Genomic DNA, 19,675 nt, shown 5'->3' on the forward strand with positions numbered 1-19,675 from the left:
CAATCGGGCGCATGAACGACATTGCAGCCCGTGCCCACCCCATCGAGTTCGAAACCGCGCGGCTGCGCCTGCGCCAATGGCGCGCGAGCGATCTCGCGCCGTTTTTCGAGCTGGCCCGCGACCCGCAGGTGATGGAGTTCCTGCTGCCTTTGCCCACGCGCGCCGACAGCGATGCGATGGTCGAGCGCATCAAGGCGCTCATCGCCGCGAACGGCTGGGGCTTCTGGGCCGTGGAGCACCGCGAGTCGGGCGCGTTCATGGGCTTCACCGGACTGAACTCGCCGCTGGCGGACCTGCCGTTCTCGCCGTGCGTGGAAATCGGCTGGCGCTTCGCGCGGCAGTGGTGGGGGCAGGGCTTCGCGAGCGAGGCGGCGCGCGGAGCGCTCCAGGTGGGGTTCGAGCGGCTGGCGCTGGATGAGATCGTCGCCTTCACCGCTTGGAACAACACCCGCTCGGCAGCGGTCATGGAGCGCATCGGCATGCATGAAGACGTGGGCGGCGCATTCGACCACCCGCTGGTGCCCGAGGGCCACCCGCTGCGCCGGCACCGGCTCTACCGCATCGCCCGGCCGCAACGCTGAAGAAAAGCTACTTCGCCTTCGACACCCGCCACACGGCGTTGCCCACGTCGTCCGCAACGATCAGCGCGCCGCTCTTGTCCAGCGCCACGCCCACCGGGCGGCCCTGCGCCTTCTCGTCGGGCGACAGGAAGCCGGTGAGCACGTCGACCGGCGGGCCGCTCGGCTTGCCGCCGATGAAGGGCACGAACACCACCTTGTAGCCCGACTTGGGCTTGCGGTTCCACGAGCCGTGCTCGCCGATGAAGGCGCCGCTGGCGAACTGCTCGGGCATGCCGCCCGGGCGCGAGAACGCCATGCCGAGCGGCGCGACGTGCGAGCCCAGCGCGTAGTCGGGCGCGATGGCCTTGGCCGTCATGGCGGGGTTCTGCGGCGTGACGCGCGCGTCGACGATGCCACCGTAGTAGCTCCAGGGCCAGCCGTAGAAGGCGCCGTCCTTCACCGAGGTGAGGTAGTCGGGCACGAGGTCGCTGCCGATCTCGTCGCGCTCGTTCACCACGGTCCACAGCACCTTGGTTTCCGGCTCCCAGCCCATGCCGTTGGGGTTGCGCAGGCCGCTGGCGAACATGCGCTTCTCGCCGGTCTTCGTGTCGACCTCCCAGATGGCGGCGCGGCCCTCTTCGGCGGCGAGGCCGTTCTCGCCGATGTTGCTGTTGGAGCCGACCGTGACGTAGAGCTTGCTGCCGTCGGCATTGGCGATCACGTTCTTGGTCCAGTGGTGGTTGATGCCGGCGGGCAGTTGCGTCACCAGCGTGGGGTTGGCGCTGACGGAGGTCTGGCCTTCGGTGTAGGGCACCTTCACCAGCGCGTCGGCGTTGGCGATGAAGAGCTCGTTGCCCACCAGCACCATGCCGTAGGGCGACATCAGGTTGGTCATGAAGACCTGCTTCACCTCGGCCACGCCGTCGCCGTCGGCGTCGCGCAGCAGGGTGATGCGGTTGGCGCTGGGCACGCCGGCACCGGCGCGGCCCATGACCTTGCCCATGACCCAGTTGCGGATCTTGGCGACGAGGCCGTCGCCGCCGTCGGTGGCGCCGCCGCCGGGCTTGGGCGGCTTGTTGCTCTCGGCCACCAGGATGTCGCCGTTGGGCAGGGTGTAGACCCAGCGCGGATGGTCGAGCCCGCGCGCCAGCGCCGTGACCTTCAGGCCCTCGGCCGGCGTCGGCATGGCGACGTCCGTCCAGCCGACCGCGGGGGCGACGTTCACCGTGGGAATCAGCGTCTTGTTCGGCTCGGCCAGCTGCGGGCGCGGCCCGACCGTGACTTCCGGCGGGAGCTTGGCGGACTCGCCGCAGCCGGCGAGGAACAGCGCGGCGCCCACGGCCAGGACGGCGACGGCGGGAGAGGCGGAAGAAAAGGGCGATGCGGTGCGGGTGGGTACTTGCTGCGGTGCCTTCATGCGTGTTCCTTGAGCGGCCGATGCCGCATGGCGGTCGGATCATCGCCGGCCGGCCGGCGCGGCCGGTGTCGGTCGTGGGCGCTTTATGGCGTGGGCGCACCTCATTGGCGCATCGCCGCTACCATCGCCGGATGACCGAAGACCTGTTCCGCGCCGACGCCTACCTGCGCACATGTGAAGCCCGCATCCTGCGCATGGATGACACCGGCATCGTGCTGGACCGCACCGTGTTCTATCCGCTGGGCGGCGGCCAGGCCGGCGACACCGGCGTGCTGGTGCTGGCAGACGGGCGCGAACTGGCCATTGCAGACACCCGCAAGGCCAAGAACGAAGAGGGCCAGCCGACGAACGAATTCATCCATGTGCCGGCCGAGGGCCAGGCCGGCCTGCTGGCCGCGCTGAAACCCGGCGACGCCGTCACCGCCCGGCTCGACTGGGAGCGCCGCCACCGGCTGATGCGCTTCCACACCGCCTCCCACCTGATGTGCCACCTCGTGCCGGTGCCGGTGAACGGCTGCTCCATCACGCCCGAGTACGCGCGCATCGACTTCCACATGACCGACCCGCTCGACAAGGAAGCGCTGACCGCCGGCCTCGCCAGGCTGGTCGAGGCGGCCCACCCGCTGACCGTGGGCGCCATCACCGACGAGGAACTCGACGCCAACCCGGCGCTGGTCAAGAGCATGAGCGTGCAGCCGCCGCGCGGCACGGGCACGGTGCGCACCATCCGCATCGGCGGCGGCAACGAGGGCGCCGACCAGATCGACTTCCAGCCCTGCGGCGGCACGCATGTTGCAAACACCGCGGAGATCGGCGCCGTGGTCGTCACCAAGATAGAGAAGAAGAGCGCCAACACCCGCCGGGTGGTGCTGGGCTGGGCTCCTTCGGCGGCAGCAGCTGCCTGAACCGCCCGGAACTTCACCCCCGCAGATCGCTCCGACCCTCGGCATGATTTTTTCGCGCATCCATTTCGCTACGCTTCTGATAGCAGCCGCCGCATCCAGCATGCCGGCCGCGGCGCAGTTGGCTTCCAAGCCGGGCGCGGTGGTGACAACCCCGCACGTGCGGGCCGAACTGATCGCCCATGCCCCCGACGGCGTGGCGCCCGGCAGCCCGGTGTGGGTGGGCCTGCAGATCACGCACCAGCCCGAGTGGCACACCTACTGGAAGAACGCCGGCGATTCGGGCCTGCCCACCGAAATGACGTGGACGCTGCCGGCCGGCGTGTCGACCGGCGAGATCGCATGGCCGGTGCCCGAGAAGATCCCGGTCGGCAACCTCGCCAACTACGGCTACGAAAACACCGTGCTGCTGCCGGTGCCGCTGGAGGTGTCCACGCTCTACAAGCCGCCGATGGCGCTGGGCGGCAGCACGCCGGCCATGGACATCCAGCTCAAGGCTTCCTGGCTGGTCTGCCGCAAGGAGTGCATTCCGGAGGAAGGCACGTTCTCGCTGTCCCTGCCGCTGCAGGGCTCGACCGCGCTGCACAAGGCCGAGTTCGACACCGCGCAGGCCGCGCAGCCGCAGCCGCTGGCCCAGGCCGGCGCAGTGGAAGTCGACGGCCACAACCTGAAGGTGCGCCTCGACGGCCTGCCCGCCGCCGCGCAGGGCAAGACGCTGGGCTTTTTCCCCGAGACCCCCGAGGTGATCCGCACCGCGGCAGTCTCCGGCAAGGACTGGACCCAGTCCTGGCAAGGCGGCACCTGGACCGCCACCATTCCGCTGGCCGACCAGCGCAGCGCCAGCCCCACGGTGATGCCGGTGGTGGTGGCGCTGGCCGAAGCCGACCGGCAGGCCGGCCAGCCCGTCGCATGGCGCGCCGAGGCGCCGGTCAGCGGCAACTGGCCCGCCGCCGCGGCACCGCGCGCCGAGGTGTCGCCGGCGCTGCAGGCCGCGCTGGCCGCCAACGCGGCCAACGCAACCAATGCGGCCAGGCCCGCCGAAGCGCCCGCCCCTTCTTCCACCACCTTCATGGCCGCCCTGCTGGGCGCCCTGCTCGGCGGCCTGCTGCTCAACCTGATGCCCTGCGTGTTCCCGATCCTCGCGATCAAGGTGCTGGGCTTCGCGCGGCAGGCCGGCAACGACAGCGCGCACCGCCGGGCCGGGCTGGCCTACACGGGCGGCGTGATGCTGTCTTTCCTCGCGCTGGGCGGCGCCATGCTGGCGCTGCGCGCTGCCGGCGCCGGGCTGGGCTGGGGCTTCCAGCTGCAATCGCCGGGCGTGGTGGCGGCGCTGGCCGCGCTGTTCACGCTGATCGGCCTGAACCTGGCGGGCGTTTTCGAGTTCGGCCGCGCCGCGCCGTCGTCGATCTGCAGCGCCCAGGCCAAGCATCCGCTGGCCAACGACTTCCTCTCCGGCGTGCTCGCCGTGGTGATCGCCTCGCCGTGCACCGCGCCCTTCATGGGCGCATCGCTGGGCTTCGCGATCGGCCTGCCCGCCGCCCAGGCGCTGCTGCTGTTCGCGGCGCTGGGCTTCGGGCTGGCGCTGCCTTACCTGGCCGCCAGCTTCGTTCCCGCCGTGGCGCGCCTGCTGCCCAAGCCGGGGCCATGGATGCACACGCTGCGCCGCCTGCTCGCGTTTCCCATGTTCGCCACCGTGGCGTGGCTGGTCTGGGTGCTGGGCCAGCAAAGCGGCATCGACGGCGCCGGTACGCTGCTGGCGCTGCTGGTGTGCATGGCCGCCATCGTCTGGGCGTTCACGCTGCGGGGCCGCACGCGGATCGTGATCGCGGCGGTGATGATCGCCTTCACCGCGGTGCTGACCGCCGCCATCGGCCGCAATGTGTTGCAAGTCGTTGAGCCCGCCCGGCTGGCCGCGGCGGACGGCACCGGCCAGCCGCAGCGCTGGCAGCCGTGGTCGGCCGAGCGCGTGGCCGAGCTGTCGGGCGCGGGCCGGCCGGTGTTCATCGACTTCACCGCCGCCTGGTGCGTGACCTGCCAATACAACAAGAAGAGCACCCTGGCCGATGCCCAGGTGCTGGCCGACTTCGACGCCAAGAAGGTCGCCATGCTGCGCGCCGACTGGACCCGGCGCGACCCCGCCATCACGGCGGCGCTCACCGCGCTCGGCCGCAGCGGCGTGCCGGTGTACGTGCTGCAGGCGCCGGGCAAGCCGCCGGTCGTGCTGACCGAGATCCTGGGCAAGGACGAAGTGCGCGCCGCCATTGCCGCGCTTTGACCACCGGCATGACATGGGTTGTCACATCCACTTGAAGAAACCGTTCTAAGCTGCAGTTGTTGTTTGGAATTTTGTTTTGGAGTTCAAGCTGGCCATGTCTCTTTCGCCAACCACAGACTCGCGTTCCCTTCGTGCCGCGCGCCAAGCCCGCGCCGCCCTGAGCCGGGCTTCCCGCCGCGCCGTCGTCGCCGCGGCCGTGGCGCTGGGCGCCACCTTCCTCATGGGTTCCAATGCCGTCGCCGCCCCCGCCGTGGGCCAGCAGGCACCCGATTTCGTCGCCGTCGACACCACCGGCGCCAAGCACAAGCTGTCCGACTTCGCGGGCAAGTTCGTGGTGCTCGAGTGGACCAACCCCGGCTGCCCCTTCGTTCGCAAGCACTACGGCAGCGGCAACATGCCCGCCACGCAGAAGGCCGCCACCGACAAGGGCGTGGTCTGGCTCGCCATCAATTCCACCGAGCGCGCCGCCAGCGACTACCTGAAGCCCGATGCGCTGGACGCATGGATGAAGTCGCAGAAGGCCGCGCCCACCGCCGTGCTGATGGACGAAGACGGCCTCATCGGCCAGGTCTACGGCGCGCGCACCACGCCGCACATCTTCATCATCGACCCCAAGGGCATGCTGGTGTATGCGGGCGGCATCGACAGCATCGCCTCGGCGCGGCCCGACGACATCAAGACCGCGACCAACTACGTGAACCAGGCGCTCGGCGAGGCCTTCGGCGGCAAGCCCATATCGGCGGCCAGCACGCGGCCCTACGGCTGTTCGATCAAGTACAAGACCTGATGACGAGCGAAGTCGGGGGAACGGCCGGCTACGGCGCCAATGCCGCGGTGCTGGCGCAGCAGTACGAAAGCCTGCGCTTCGAAGACGTCCACCGCGAGGTGCTGCACCTGTTTCCCCGCGCGCCGGGCCGGGTGCTCGACATCGGCGCCGGTTCCGGGCGCGACGCCGCCGCGCTCGCCGCGCTGGGGCACCGGGTGGTGGCTGTCGAGCCCACGCCCGAACTGCGCGCCGAGGGCATGCGCCGCCACGCCGCGCTGCCCATCGAGTGGATCGACGACCATCTGCCCGGCCTGCAACGCACGCGGGCGCTGGACGTGCGCCACGACCTGATCCTGCTGACCGCCGTGTGGATGCACCTGGACGCCGCCGAACGCGCCACGGCCATGGAAGCCCTGGCAGCGCTGGTGGCCGAAGGCGGCCAGGTCGCGATGTCGCTGCGCCACGGCCCCGTGCCCGAAGGCCGGCGGATGTTCGACGTCTCCCCCCGGGAAACCGCAGAACTCGCGGGCCGGCACGGACTGCGACAGCGCTTCCTGGGCGAGCGCGAGGACATGCTCGGCCGCGCGGACGTGCGCTGGAGTTTCCTGGTCCTCCAGCGCCCCGCGTGACAGCTACCTGACCCGCGCAGTCAGGCAGCGGTCGGGAAGCCCGGCCTACCCTCGGCAGATACACATGCCACAGGGGACAACGAGATGAATCCCGCGCCTTCCACCGCGCAAAAGGGCACTGCCGCCGCGCACGCTTCGCCCGCAAGCTCCTCCAAATTCGCCACCGTCCTGCGCGTGACCGGCGGCAATTTCATGGAGATGTTCGACTTCTTCCTGTTCGGCTTCTACGCCACGCAGATATCGAAGGCGTTCTTCCCGGCCGGCAACGAGTTCGCCTCGCTGATGCTGACCTTCATGACCTTCGGCGCCGGCTTCCTGATGCGGCCGCTGGGCGCGATCTTCCTGGGTGCGTACGTCGACCGCGTCGGCCGGCGCCAGGGCCTGATCGTCACGCTGGCGCTGATGGCGCTGGGCACGCTGCTGATCGCCTGCGTGCCTTCATACGCCACCATCGGCCTCGCGGCCCCGGTGCTGGTGCTCATCGGCCGGCTGCTGCAGGGCTTCTCGGCCGGCGTGGAGCTGGGCGGGGTGTCGGTGTACCTGTCGGAAATGGCCACGCCGGGCCACAAGGGCTTCTACGTGAGCTGGCAGTCGGCCAGCCAGCAGGTGGCCATCGTCGTCGCGGCAGCGCTCGGCTACTGGCTCAACGTGACCTTCACCTCGCAGGAAATCGGCGACTTCTACTGGCGCGTGCCCTTCTTCGTGGGCTGCCTGATCGTGCCGGTGCTGTTCATCATCCGCCGCTCGCTGCAGGAGACCGAGGAGTTCATGGCGCGCAAGCACCGCCCCGACGCGCGCGAGATCTTCCAGTCGATGCTTGCCAACTGGGGCCTGGTGCTCGCCGGGATGATGCTGGTGTCGATGACCACCGTGTCGTTCTACCTGATCACCGTCTACACGCCCACCTTCGGCAAGGCGGTGCTGCACCTGAGCACCACCGACGCGCTGATCGTCACGCTGTGCGTGGCCATCTCCAACTTCATCTGGCTGCCGATCATGGGCGCGCTGTCGGACCGCGTGGGCCGCAAGCCGCTGCTGATCCTGTTCACGGTGCTTACCATCCTCACGGCATACCCGTCGCTCAAGTGGCTGGTCGGCGAGCCGAGCTTCGCGCGCATGCTCGCCGTCGAGCTGTGGCTGTCGTTCCTCTACGCCAGCTACAACGGCGCGATGGTGGTGGCACTGACCGAGGTGATGCCGGTGAACGTGCGCACGGCCGGCTTCTCGCTGGCGTACAGCCTGGCCACCGCGGTGTTCGGCGGCTTCACGCCGGCCATCGCCACCGGGCTGATCGAGATGACCGGCGACAAGGGCGCACCGGGCCTGTGGATGACGGCCGCCGCGGTGTGCGGCCTGATCGCGACGCTGGTGCTGTACCGCCACAACCTGAACCCGGCGGACGCGCGGCGCGTGCCGGTGGTCTGAGCAGCACCGGGCCGGTCAGGGACAGGGTGCCCTGCGACAATGTCGCAATGCCCTTCGCCCCACTGCAAAACGACACTTTCCTGCGAGCCTGCTGGCGCCAGGCCACCGACCACACGCCCGTCTGGCTGATGCGCCAGGCCGGCCGCTACCTGCCGGAATACGTGGCCACCCGCGCCAAGGCGGGCAGCTTCATGGGACTGGCCACCAACACCGACTACGCCACCGAGGTCACGCTGCAGCCGCTGGCGCGCTATGAACTCGACGCGGCCATTCTCTTCTCCGACATCCTGACGGTGCCCGACGCCATGGGCCTGGGCCTCTCGTTCGAGGCCGGCGAAGGCCCGCGCTTCGCGCGCCCGGTGCGCGACGAAGCGGCAGTGGCCGCGCTCGAAGTGCCCGACATGGAGAAGCTGCGCTACGTCTTCGACGCCGTGGCCTCGATCCGCAAGGCCCTGAACGGCCGTGTGCCGCTGATCGGCTTCTCGGGCAGCCCGTGGACGCTGGCCTGCTACATGGTGGAAGGCGCGGGCTCCAGCGACTACCGCCTCGTGAAGAGCATGCTGTACGGCCGCCCCGACCTGATGCACCGCATCCTCGCGGTCAACGCCGATTCGGTGGCCGCCTACCTCAACGCCCAGATCGACGCCGGCGCGCAGGCCGTGATGGTGTTCGACAGCTGGGGCGGCGTGCTGGCCGACGGCGCGTTCCAGGAATTCAGCCTGGCCTACACCGCGCGCGTGCTGGCCGGCCTGAAGCGCAACGGCGCTGACGGCCAGCCGGTGCCGCGCATCGTGTTCACCAAGGGCGGCGGGCTGTGGCTGGACGCCATGCGCGAGCTCGACTGCCAGGTGCTGGGCGTGGACTGGACCGTGAACCTGGCCTCGGCCCGCAAGCAGGTCGCCGAGGGCACGGACGGCAAGGCCAAGGCGCTGCAGGGCAACATCGACCCGAACGTGCTGTTCGCGCCGCCCGCGCAAATCGAAGCCGAGGTGGCGAAGGTGCTGGACGCCTTCGGCAAGCCCCACACCGACCGCGGCACCCAGGGCCCGACGCACATCTTCAACCTGGGCCATGGCATCAGCCAGTTCACGCCGCCGGAACATGTGGCGGCGCTGGTGAAGGCAGTGCATGCCCACTCGCGCGCCATGCGCGGTTAACACGGCTGTCATCGAGCGGGAGCTTGCCGGTGCGGACGCCCGACATCCTAAAAGTCGGTTCGCGGCCGTTTGTCAAGCGCAAAAACGGCATATGGGTCTGACTTATGCACAAAACCCGTGCTGCACTGCGCAAGATTGTCCGGGGGTGCACCTTGTTTGCTCCCAAAGCGATAGCGACGCTAAGTCGTTGATTTATATAGGATTTGGTTTTTGCTTTTTTTCCGGGCAATCCAGCGAGAGCCTTGATTTTCAAGGCTCGCCGACGTAACGAGCCCGCTTGTCAACAAAGTTATCCACAGAAACTCTGGATGGCGCCCAAAGCCCAGAAGAATCAATGACTTAAGCGGATTTGCTCAAAGCCGCATTAACAAACCTTGCCAAGAAGGACCTCGAATCGCCACCGCCGCCCTCCCCCTCGACGGGACAAGCCAACCGACGAACGGTAGCCCGCCGGCCCTGCCCTGGCGGCTCGACATCGCGGTGCAGACGCCCGCGCATGCCGCGCTGGGCGACCTGCTGAGCTACGCCGGCGCCGAGCCGATGCCGCCCGGCACGCTGGTGCGGGTGCCGCTGGGCAAGCGCGAAGTGCTGGGCGTGGTCTGGAACGAGCCGGTCTCGCTGGAAGGCGCCGAGCCCGACATGGCGCTGAAGCCCGTGGGCGCGGCGCTCGACGCGCTGGCGCCGCTGGGCGAGGCCTGGCGCGACCTCGTGGCCTTTGCCGCGCGCTATTACCAGCGCTCCATCGGCGAGATCGCGCTGGCCGCCCTGCCGCCGCAGCTGCGCGACCTGACGACGACGCAGCTGGCGCGCCGGCTCAAGCGCAAGACCACGGCCGGACCGGTGGCCGAGACGGCCGAATCGGCGAACCTGATCGCGCTGAGCGCCGAGCAGACCGCCGCGCTGGAGCGCATCGAGGCCGCCGGCGGCACCTTCCTGCTGGTCGGCAGCACCGGCAGCGGCAAGACCGAGGTCTACCTGCGCTGCGTGGCCGACCTGCTGGCGCGCGAGCCCGAAGCGCAGGCGCTGGTGATGGTGCCCGAGATCAACCTCACGCCGCAGCTCGAAGCCCGCTTCAAGGCCCGCTTCGGCGAAGAGGCGGTGGTGTCGCTGCACAGCGGCATGACCAACCCGCAGCGGCTGGCGAGCTGGCTGGCGGCGCACAGCGGCGCGGCGCGCATCGTGCTGGGCACGCGCATGGCGGTGTTCGCGTCGATTCCGGGGCTCAAGCTGATCGTGGTCGACGAGGAACACGACCCCAGCTACAAGCAGCAGGAAGGCGCGCGCTACTCGGCGCGCGACCTCGCGGTGTGGCGCGGCCAGCGCGAAGGCGCGAAGGTGATCCTGGGCTCTGCCACGCCCTCTTTTGAGAGCTGGCACCAGAGCCGCCCCGCCGAGGGCGACGACCCGGGCGGGCGCTATGTGCGGCTGGCCATGCCCTCGCGCATCGGCGCCGGCGAGCTGCCCGCGGTGCGGCTGGTCGACATGAACCTGCAGCCGCCCAAGACGGTGATTTCGGGCGCGCTGCTCGAGGCCATCGGCCAGCGCATCGCGCGCGGCGAGCAGAGCATGATCTTCCTGAACCGGCGCGGCTATGCGCCGGTGCTGGCCTGCGGCGACTGCGGCTGGAAGAGCGAATGCCCGCACTGCAGCGCCTACCGCGTGTTCCACAAGATCGACCGCACGCTGCGCTGCCACCACTGCGGCTTCACCGAACGCGTGCCGCGCGCATGCCCGGCCTGCGGCAACCCCGACATCGCACCCGTGGGCCGCGGCACCGAGCGGCTCGAGGAGCACCTGGCCGAGCTGTTCGCCGCCGTGAAGCGGCCCGACGGCGGTGCGGTGCGTATTGCGCGCATCGACGCCGACAGCACGAAGAAGCAGGGCGCGCTCGAATCGCAGCTGGCGGCGGTGCATTCGGGCGAGGTCGACGTGCTGGTCGGCACGCAGATGATCGCCAAGGGCCACGACTTCCGCCGCATCACGCTGGTGGCCGGGGTAAACCCCGACGGCGCGCTGTTCTCCAGCGACTTCCGCGCGCCCGAGCGGCTGTTCAGCCTGCTGATGCAGTCGGCCGGCCGCGCGGGCCGCGACGCCGCCTATCTCGCCGCGCAGGGCGCGACGGCCGAGATGTGGATCCAGACGCACCATGCGCACCACCCGCTGTTCATGGCGCTGCGCAGGCACGACTACGCGGTGTTCGCCCAGCAGCAGCTCGACGAGCGCCGCGCCGCCGGCATGCCGCCGTTCGCGTTCCAGGCGCTGCTGCGGGCCGATGCGCGCGAGCAGTCGGTGGCGCAGGCCTTCCTGAACATCGCCGCCGACCAGGCCGAGGCGCTGCCGGGCGCGGACCTGGTCACGCGCTATCCGGCGGTGCCGCTCACCATCCAGCGCGTGGCCAACGTGGAACGCGCGCAGATGCTGATAGAGAGCCCTTCACGCGCGGCGCTGCAGAAGCTGCTGGCGGCCTGGCAGCCGCTGCTGCACGAACTGCGCCGCACGCCGGAGGGAAAAGGCGTGATCCGCTGGCTGGTCGACGTGGATCCGCACAGCATCTGAGCGAGTTGTCCTGCAAGGCCGTCCGCCGCGCGCGCCCAAGGTGCCGGGCATGAACACCCATTCCGCCCACCGGATCATGAACACGACGAACACGGCCCGCCGCCTTCCGCTGCTGGCCATGCTGCTGGCGGCGGCACTGTCGCTGGCTCCCGCAATGGCACCCGCGCAGACGGCCGCGCCGGCCGGGGACGCGAGCGCATTGCGCGACAAGCTCCAGGCGCTGGCGCCGCAGCTGGCGCGCAACGCCTTCAAGCGTCCGCTGGCCATCGAATCGAACGAGGCCTCCGACCGGCTGAGCGGCGACATCTACGCGCTGGTGGACCATCCCTTCAATAGCGTGAACGGCGCGTTGCGCACGCCCGCCGCCTGGTGCCAGGTGCTGATGCTGCACCTGAACACCAAGAGCTGCGCCGTGAGAAACGGGGGCAGCCAGATCGAGCTGGCCGTCGGGCGCAAGTTCGACCAGCCGCTGTCGGACACCCAGAAGATCGCCTTCGACTACAGCCTGGCCAAGACCGACGCCGGCTACCTGAACGTGCGCCTGAGCGCGGCCGACGGCCCGCTTTCCACGCACGACTACAGCATCGTGCTGGAGGCCGCGCCGGCCGACAACGGCAAGACCGCCATCCACCTGAGCTATGCCTATGCCTACGGCACCGCCGCGCGCTTCGCGATGAAGGGCTACCTGGCCACGCTGGGCAGCGACAAGGTGGGCTTCACGAAGCAGGGCCAGGGCGGCGCCTACATCGGCGGCGTGCGAGGTGTGGTGGAGCGCAACACCATGCGCTATTACCTGGCGATCGACAGCTACCTGGACGCCCCCGCGCCGGGCCAGCTCGACCAGCGCCTCGGTGCGTGGTTCGATGCGACCGAGCAGTACGCCCAGCAGTTGCACGAAATGGACCGCGACGACTACCTGGCAATGAAGCGCCGCGAGTTCGAACGCCTGCGCACGGCGTCCTGAAAAAACCAACAAACCGCGATTTTCAGTGGTAGCCCGTGGGCTCCTTGCCCATGTCGACGTAGCGCAGCTCGTCATGACGGCGCCGCGCGATGCTCACCGGCCAGGCAAACACCACCAGGCTCAGCGCGGCGAGCGCGATGGCGGTGGCCGTGCCGAACTTGCCGGCATGCCAGAACCAGCCCACGCTGGCGAGCCAGACGAACCACAACAGGATGCGAACCAGTATTGCCATAGCGCGCCCCATTCACATCTTTGACTTGCAACCACTGTAGCAGCGGTTCTGCAAACTCAAGCATTCAACTGAAGCAGTAGACGCCGCTATGCCTTACGGCCAACCCCTGGCTTACCCGCAAATTTGTGAAAAAAAGATTGACGGGAAGCCGTGCCGCTACTCAAGCTGTTACAGCGTGAACGCACGAACTCCGCGCGGAATACGCATTCAAATTTGCTCGCTCATTGCAAGGGGGTCGACGTGAAACCGCCATCTGTCTCTGGTTGGGTTTTGTCCCTGGCGTCCCTCGCCTGCGCCGTCGGCGCATCCACGGCATCCGCTGCCGAGCTGGAATTGCAGGGCAGCCGGCTGGTGGTGTCGGGCACGCTCGACGGCAGCGCGATCCAGGAATTCAACGAACGACTGGGCAGCGGCACGGTCCGCACGGTGGTCTTCGAAGACTCGTTCGGCGGCACCGCCGAGGCGGCCGGCGCCTTTGCCGACGCCATCCGCGCCAGCGGCGTGCAGACCGAGGTGCGGGGCCAGTGCATGGCCGCCTGCGCCTATGCCTTCCTGGCGGGCAAGACGCACCGTTTCGGCTACGGCCTGCAGGTCAACGGCATCATGCTGCCGGTGGCGGCGCGGCCCACGGCGGCAGAACTCGCGGTGCGCTGGCGCGGCGACGAAGCCCACAAGACACTGGCCGACTTCACACCCGCCCCCAATCCCGTCACGGCCGCCGTCGTGACCACGGCGGCGGCGACCACTGCCGATGCACCGGCCGCGCCGGTGGAAGCCAGCGTGCAGCCGCCCAGGGACAACTGGCAGCCCGAGCACGGCGTGCTCTTCACGGCCAGCCCGTCGCTCTTCGGACGCATCTACAACACCTACTACTGCGACGGCACGCAGGGCCGCGACTTCTCGAAGTGCGAGCGCCTGCCCGACGCCGACCCGTACAAGCTCGGCGTGCTGACGCCCTAGCGCCCCGCCGGCTCAGTGCAGCAGGCCGACCGCCAGCGGAAAGCTGAAGAACGCCACCACCGTCGTCCACAGGATGATCCGGGCGATGCGGCCGTTGTCGGCGCCGAAGCGCTCGGCCAGCATCGACACATTGCTGGCGCTCGGCAGTGACGCCACCAGCACCATCACCACCAGTGCGGCGGGCGCGAGCGGCAGCCCCAGCGCGATGGCGCCCAGGCCCAGCCCCCAAATCAGCAGCGGGTGCACCAGCAGCTTCACCGCCACCACGGGCAGCACGTCGCCCCACGGCGCCCTGGGCGCGGGCTGCACGCCGGTTCCCAGCGCCTCGGCCACCGCCGCGCTGGCGTCGTGCTCGCGCGCCAGCAGCGCCGAGCGTGCCAGCACCGCGCCGATGGTGAACAGCGCCACCGGCGACGCGGCATCGGCCAGCATGGCCACGGTGCGCTCCAGCGGCCCCGGCAGCTGCCAGCGCGCGGCCGACAGCAGCACGCCCAGCAGGATCGACCAGGGCATCGGGTTGACCAGGATGCCGCGCAGCGCCTTGCGCGCCGCCTGCGTGGCGCCGCCCGCCGCGCCCGCCCCCACCCCGTCGAGCCGCGACAGCCCGATGCACAGCGACGAGGTGACGACCATGTCGAACGCGATCGCGATGATCATCGGCCCCGCAGCCTGCGCCCCGAGGATCGCCACCAGCAGCGGCACGCCCATGAAGCCGGTGTTCGGGAATGCGGCCACCAGCGCGCCGAATGCGCCGTCGTTCCAGCCGACGCGGGCGTTGCGCGTGAACGCCACCACCCCCGCCACCACGGCGAGCGCCCCCAGGCCCCAGACCAGCGCCACGCTGCCGTCCAGCAGTTGCCCGATGGGCGTGCCCGCGCCGAAGCGCAGCAGCATGCAGGGCAGCGCGAAATAGAGCACGAAGGCGTTCAGGCCGGGAATCGCGTCCAGCGGCAGGATGCGGGCGCGCGCGGCGCCGTAACCGGCGGCGATTAACGCGAAGAAAGGGAAAGTAACAAGAAATACAGGCAGCACATGCCGATTGTCGGGGGCACCGGCCTACAACCCCGGGAAAGGCCGTCCCCGTATCATTGCCCGCTTTGCGCATGCCCTTCCCCAGGGCGTTTTCCGGCTCTTTCTCTCCCCAATGTCTCACGGACTCAATCCCGCGCAACTCGAAGCGGTCAACTACATGTACGGTCCCTGCCTGGTGCTCGCCGGCGCGGGCTCGGGCAAGACGCGGGTGATCACTCACAAGATCGGACGCCTGATCCAGTCGGGGCTCGAGCCCCAGCGGATCGCGGCCATCACCTTCACCAACAAGGCGGCCGCGGAAATGCGCGAGCGCGCCAAGGACCTGATCGGCAAGGACGCGCGCAAGGTCGTGGTCTGCACCTTCCACGCACTGGGCGTGCGCATGATGCGCGAGGACGGCGCGGTGCTGGGCCTGAAGAAGGCCTTCAGCATCCTCGACTCCGACGACGTCACCAAGATCCTGAAGGACGCCGGCGGCACCACCGACATCGCCACCGCGCGCATCTGGCAGTGGACCATCAGCAAGTGGAAGAACATGGGCCTGAACGCCGCGCAGGCGGAGGCCGCCGCGGTGGACGACAACGAGCGCATCACCGCGCGCATCATGGCCCGCTACGAAGAGCGGCTGCAGGCCTACCAGAGCGTCGACTTCGACGACCTGATCGGCATGCCGCTGAAGCTGCTCTACGAATTCCCCGAAGTGCGCGCCAAGTGGCAGGCCGCGCTCGGCCACATCCTGGTGGACGAATACCAGGACACCAACGCCACCCAGTACGAAGTGCTCAAGGCCCTGGCCGGCGAGCGCGGCCACTTCACCGCGGTGGGCGACGACGACCAGTCGATCTACGGCTGGCGCGGCGCCACGCTGGACAACCTGCGCAAGCTGCCGGTCGACTACCCCACGCTCAAGGTCATCAAGCTGGAGCAGAACTACCGCTCCACCAGCGCCATCCTGCGCGCGGCCAACAACGTGATCGGCCCCAACCCCAAGCTGTTTCCCAAGACGCTGTTCTCCGAACTCGGCGAAGGCGAGCCGGTGCGCATCGTCGACGCCGACAGCGAGCAGCACGAGGCCGAGCGCGCCGTGGCGCGCATCGTCAGCCTGCGCGCGGGCGACGCCACCACGCAGGGCAAGCAGTACAAGGAATACCGCGACTTCGCCATCCTGTACCGCGCCAACCACCAGGCGCGCGTGTTCGAGCAGGCGCTGCGCAAGGCGCAGATCCCGTACAAGGTGTCGGGCGGCCAGAGCTTCTTCGACCGCGCCGAGATCAAGGACCTGTGCGGCTGGTTCCGCCTGTGGGTCAACAACGACGACGACCCGGCGTTCCTGCGCGCCATCACCACGCCCAAGCGCGGCATCGGCCACACCACGCTCGCGAGCCTGGGTACCTTCGCCAGCCAGTACAAGCTGAGCCTGTTCGAGGCGCTGTTCAGCCCATCGCTGCCCAGCGTGATGCCCAAGCGCACGCTGGAAGGCATCCACGAGTTCGGCCGCTACATCAACGACCTGGAATACCGCGCGCGCCGCACCATGGGCGCGGAAGACTCGCGCACCTTCATGCTCGACTGGCTGAAGGAAATCGACTACGAGAAGCACCTCTACGACGGCGAGGACAGCGAGTCGGCCGCGGCCTCGCGCTGGACCAACGTGCTGGAGTTCGTCGACTGGATGTCACAGCGCGCCGGCGGCACCATCGACGACACCTCGGGCGCCGACAACACCATCGAGACCGAACGCAAGAGCCTGCTCGAGGTGGCGCAGACCATCTCGCTGCTGTCCACCATCAGCGAGCGCCAGCAGGACCAGGACGTGGTCACGCTCTCGACGCTGCACGCCTCCAAGGGCCTCGAATGGCCGCACGTGATGCTGATCGGCGTGAGCGAGGGCCTCCTGCCCTTCAAGCTCGACGACGACAACGGCCGCCAGCAGAAGGTCAGCGAAGACACGCTGCAGCGGCTGCAGGAAGAGCGCCGCCTGATGTACGTGGGCATCACGCGCGCGCAGCGCAGCCTGGCGGTGAGCTGGACCAAGAAGCGCAAGCAGGGCCGCGAGATGGTGCCCTGCGTGCCCAGCCGCTTCATCGCCGAGATGGGCCTGGACAAGGCCACCACCCGGGAAGACCCGCGCGAAAAACTCAAGGCGCTGCGCGCCGAGTTCGCGCGCAAGGCGCAGGACAGCGCGGCCAAGGCGGCCGCCGCCTCATCATCATGAAGACGACGAAACTCAAGACCGCGATGCCGGCCGCGCTGCTGGCCGGTGCCGTGCTCGCGCTGTCGGGCTGCGCCACCGGGCGCGGCAACCCCGACTGCCCCACCGACGCGCGCGACCTGCCGCTGCAGTCGCTCTACGGCCGCTGGGAAGCACGCTTCGACGGCCTGCCCGCGGCGGCCGTGGTGCAGCTGGGCAAGCACCCCGACTACGACGGCGTTCGCGGCACCATCACGCGCAACGGCGCCAGTCCCGGCAAGGCGCGCATCGCGCAGCTGGCCGGCGACGTGGACGACGAGGGCGCGCTTTCCATCGACGAGTCGCAGGACGGCCGCGCCATCAGCGGCGTCTGGTCCGGCAAGCTGCAGAAGGGCTCCTGCGGCCGCGAATTCAGAGGAACGTGGCGCGACGCCACGGATGAAAGCACCCACCCGTTCGTGCTCAGCAAGACCGCCGCCCCAGAGGAAAAAAAGCCATGACGACGAAACGACACCACATCCGGCTGCGCGAGCTGGCCGCCCTGGCCGCCTGCCTGGGCGGCGCCGCCGGCGCGCAGGCGCAGGCCGTCGACAAGCCCGCGAGCCCGCTGGCCGATTCGCAGCTCACCTGGCAGCAGTGCACCGCGCTGGGCGCCAACAACGAGGCACGGCTGGCCTGCTTCGACCGCTGGGCGCAGCAGCAGACGCTGCCCTCGGTGTCGGTGCCCGTGGCGCCGCCGGTGCTCGCGAGCACGCAGCCGCCGGTGGACGGCACGATCCCGGCCACGCGCGTGGTCTCGGTCGCCACCACCGAAGGCTGCCGCGACCGCCAGTACTCGGCGCTGTCGCGCTTCTGGGAGCTGGAGAACGCCACCGACTGCGGCACCTTCGGCTTTCGCGGCTACCGGCCGCTCACCGTGTCGGTCTCGGCCGCCACCAACAAGCCGCAGACGCCCACTTCGCCGTCGCCCGACCACACCGGCCAGCCCGTCGCCTACCAGGCCAACGAGATGCGCATCGGCCTGTCGGTGCGCACCAAGCTCGCCCAGGGCCTGCTCACGCAAGGCGACCCGGTGAGGAAAGACTCGCTGTGGTTCGCCTACACCCAGCAGTCGACCTGGCAGTTGTTCAACGGCGCCATCTCGCGGCCGTTCCGCACCACCGACCACGAACCCGAGCTGATGTATGTCTACCCGACCGACTTCAAGCTGCCCGGCGGATGGCGCTGGCGCTATTCGGGCCTGGGCATCGTGCACCAGTCGAACGGCCAGAGCCTGCCGCTGTCGCGCAGCTGGAACCGCGTCTACCTGATGGGCGGCGCCGAACTGGACGACCGCTTCACCATCACCGGCCGCATCTGGAAGCGCATTTCCGAGAGCGCCGCCAAGGACGACAACCCCGACATCGCCGACTACATCGGCCGTGCCGAAGTCACAGGCCGCTGGAACCTCGATCGCGACAACCAGTTGGCCGTGACCGTGCGCAACAACCTGCGCGACAGCGGCCGCGGCTCGATCCGCCTCGAGTGGCTCAAGGCCATCGGCGACCCGACCAAGAGCAACCTGCGCTTCCACACGCAGCTGTTCTCTGGCTACGGCGACACGCTGGTGGACTACAACCGCAAGCGCACGGTGCTCAGCATCGGCCTCAGCCTCGTGGATTTCTGACCTCTTTCATACGCAGACAAAACCAATGAGCGCAGACCTCACCCCCGTCGACGACACGCAGCGCGAGATCATCGCGGCGCTGCATGTCGCGCCCGTCTTCGATGCCGCCCGCGAGCTGGAGCGGCGCGTCGACTTTCTCGCGAGCTACCTGAAGCAGACCGGCCTGAAGACGCTGGTGCTGGGCATCAGCGGCGGCGTCGATTCGCTGACCGCCGGCTGCCTGGCGCAGCGCGCGGTCGAGAAGCTGCGCGCCACCGGCCATGACGCCACCTTCATCGCCATGCGCCTGCCCTACGGCGTACAGAAGGACGAAGCCGAGGCGCAGGCTTCGCTCGCCGTCATCAGGCCCGACCGCACCATCACCGTCGACATCCGCCCCGCGGCCGACGGCATGCTCGCCGCGCTGAAGGCCGGCGACCTGAGCTTCCGCGACGCGGCGCACGAAGACTTCGTGCTCGGCAACATCAAGGCGCGCGAGCGCATGGTGGCGCAGTTCGCGGTGGCCGGCGCGCACGACGGCATCGTCATCGGCACCGATCACGCGGCCGAGGCGCTGATGGGCTTCTTCACCAAGTTCGGCGACGGCGCGGCCGACATCACGCCGCTCACCGGCCTGAACAAGCGCCGCGTGCGCGCGGTGGCGCAGCTGCTGGGCGCGCCCGATTCGCTGGTCTACAAGGTGCCCACGGCCGACCTCGAGTCGCTGGTGCCGGGCAAGCCCGACGAAGACGCCTTCGGCGTGACCTACGAGCAGATCGACGATTTCCTCGAAGGCAAGCCGGTGTCGGCCGAGGCGCGCGCGATCATCCTGTCCACGCACCGCAAGAGCGCACACAAGCGCGCGCTGCCCGTCGAGCCCCCGGCACCCGCCGCGCTCGGCTGAAGCTGGCGGCCACTCTGTGGCCGGGCCGCTCCTGCAGGGGCCCGGAGGGGCGCGGTGTAG

Annotated in this window: 17 protein-coding genes; 14 read left to right on the forward strand and 3 right to left on the reverse strand. The window is 69.4% G+C overall.

What is annotated here, in order from left to right; translation table 11 throughout:
* Positions 1-11: 11 nt before the first annotated feature.
* Positions 12-581: a GNAT family N-acetyltransferase gene (locus C4F17_RS15580; protein ID WP_106935850.1), complete on the forward strand. Its 570-nt coding sequence runs from the start codon at positions 12-14 to the stop codon at positions 579-581.
* Positions 582-588: 7 nt separating this feature from the next.
* Here C4F17_RS15580 and C4F17_RS15585 read toward each other — a convergent pair whose 3' ends face one another.
* Positions 589-1,977, reverse strand: a complete 1,389-nt coding sequence (locus tag C4F17_RS15585) for a PQQ-dependent sugar dehydrogenase (RefSeq protein WP_199851859.1) — start codon at positions 1,975-1,977, stop codon at positions 589-591.
* Between the two features lie 131 nt (positions 1,978-2,108).
* Between C4F17_RS15585 and C4F17_RS15590 the strand changes: the two genes are divergently transcribed.
* From C4F17_RS15590 to C4F17_RS15625, 8 genes are all read left to right on the forward strand, one after another.
* The gene (locus tag C4F17_RS15590; RefSeq protein WP_106935851.1) at positions 2,109-2,882 is read left to right on the forward strand and encodes an alanyl-tRNA editing protein; all 774 of its coding nucleotides are present in this window, start codon (positions 2,109-2,111) and stop codon (positions 2,880-2,882) included.
* Positions 2,883-2,925: 43 nt separating this feature from the next.
* Positions 2,926-5,154 (forward strand): protein-disulfide reductase DsbD family protein, encoded by a 2,229-nt coding sequence (locus C4F17_RS15595; RefSeq protein ID WP_199851860.1) that lies wholly within the window; start codon positions 2,926-2,928, stop codon positions 5,152-5,154.
* A gap of 94 nt (positions 5,155-5,248) precedes the next feature.
* Entirely contained in the window at positions 5,249-5,941 is a 693-nt protein-coding gene (locus C4F17_RS15600) for a thioredoxin family protein (protein WP_199851861.1), read from the forward strand.
* A complete protein-coding gene (locus tag C4F17_RS15605; protein ID WP_106935852.1) occupies positions 5,941-6,549 on the forward strand; it encodes a class I SAM-dependent methyltransferase in 609 nt (202 codons plus the stop codon). Before C4F17_RS15600 ends, C4F17_RS15605 begins: the two co-directional genes overlap by 1 nt.
* An 84-nt stretch (positions 6,550-6,633) precedes the next feature.
* A complete protein-coding gene (locus C4F17_RS15610) occupies positions 6,634-7,974 on the forward strand; it encodes an MFS transporter (RefSeq protein WP_106935853.1) in 1,341 nt (446 codons plus the stop codon).
* Between the two features lie 47 nt (positions 7,975-8,021).
* Positions 8,022-9,131 carry a uroporphyrinogen decarboxylase gene (gene hemE, locus C4F17_RS15615; protein ID WP_106935854.1) on the forward strand — a complete coding sequence of 370 codons (1,110 nt, stop codon included), beginning with the start codon at positions 8,022-8,024 and terminating at the stop codon, positions 9,129-9,131.
* Between the two features lie 480 nt (positions 9,132-9,611).
* Positions 9,612-11,687, forward strand: coding sequence for a replication restart helicase PriA (gene priA, locus C4F17_RS15620; RefSeq protein ID WP_106935855.1), 2,076 nt, complete (start codon positions 9,612-9,614; stop codon positions 11,685-11,687).
* Between the two features lie 49 nt (positions 11,688-11,736).
* The gene (locus tag C4F17_RS15625; protein ID WP_234382113.1) at positions 11,737-12,651 is read left to right on the forward strand and encodes a hypothetical protein; all 915 of its coding nucleotides are present in this window, start codon (positions 11,737-11,739) and stop codon (positions 12,649-12,651) included.
* 22 nt (positions 12,652-12,673) lie between these two features.
* On the opposite strand, the gene C4F17_RS15630 is transcribed toward C4F17_RS15625, so the two are convergent.
* Positions 12,674-12,883, reverse strand: coding sequence for a hypothetical protein (locus C4F17_RS15630; RefSeq protein WP_081268301.1), 210 nt, complete (start codon positions 12,881-12,883; stop codon positions 12,674-12,676).
* Between the two features lie 270 nt (positions 12,884-13,153).
* On the opposite strand from C4F17_RS15630, the gene C4F17_RS15635 reads away from it, so the two are divergent.
* On the forward strand, positions 13,154-13,843 hold the full coding sequence (locus C4F17_RS15635) for a hypothetical protein (protein ID WP_234382115.1): 690 nt from the start codon (positions 13,154-13,156) through the stop codon (positions 13,841-13,843).
* Between the two features lie 12 nt (positions 13,844-13,855).
* Here the strand turns inward: C4F17_RS15635 and C4F17_RS15640 are convergent, their stop codons facing one another.
* Positions 13,856-14,875, reverse strand: a complete 1,020-nt coding sequence (locus C4F17_RS15640; RefSeq protein ID WP_106935857.1) for an AEC family transporter — start codon at positions 14,873-14,875, stop codon at positions 13,856-13,858.
* A 112-nt stretch (positions 14,876-14,987) separates the two neighbouring features.
* Here C4F17_RS15640 and C4F17_RS15645 point away from each other — a divergent pair, with 112 nt between their 5' ends.
* Genes C4F17_RS15645 through nadE form a run of 4 tightly spaced genes read left to right on the forward strand, consistent with a single transcriptional unit; the run spans position 14,988 to position 19,615 of the window.
* Positions 14,988-17,090, forward strand: coding sequence for an ATP-dependent helicase (locus C4F17_RS15645; RefSeq protein WP_106935858.1), 2,103 nt, complete (start codon positions 14,988-14,990; stop codon positions 17,088-17,090).
* Positions 17,087-17,566, forward strand: a complete 480-nt coding sequence (locus C4F17_RS15650; protein ID WP_081268298.1) for a hypothetical protein — start codon at positions 17,087-17,089, stop codon at positions 17,564-17,566. The genes C4F17_RS15645 and C4F17_RS15650 overlap by 4 nt, the downstream gene beginning before the upstream one ends.
* Positions 17,563-18,732: a phospholipase A gene (locus C4F17_RS15655; protein WP_081268297.1), complete on the forward strand. Its 1,170-nt coding sequence runs from the start codon at positions 17,563-17,565 to the stop codon at positions 18,730-18,732. Before C4F17_RS15650 ends, C4F17_RS15655 begins: the two co-directional genes overlap by 4 nt.
* Before the next feature lie 25 nt (positions 18,733-18,757).
* Positions 18,758-19,615, forward strand: a complete 858-nt coding sequence (nadE, locus tag C4F17_RS15660) for an ammonia-dependent NAD(+) synthetase (protein ID WP_081268296.1) — start codon at positions 18,758-18,760, stop codon at positions 19,613-19,615.
* Positions 19,616-19,675: the final 60 nt, after the last annotated feature.

Origin of the sequence: Variovorax sp. PMC12, assembly GCF_003019815.1 — a bacterium.
Classification (GTDB): Bacteria; Pseudomonadota; Gammaproteobacteria; order Burkholderiales; family Burkholderiaceae_C; genus Variovorax.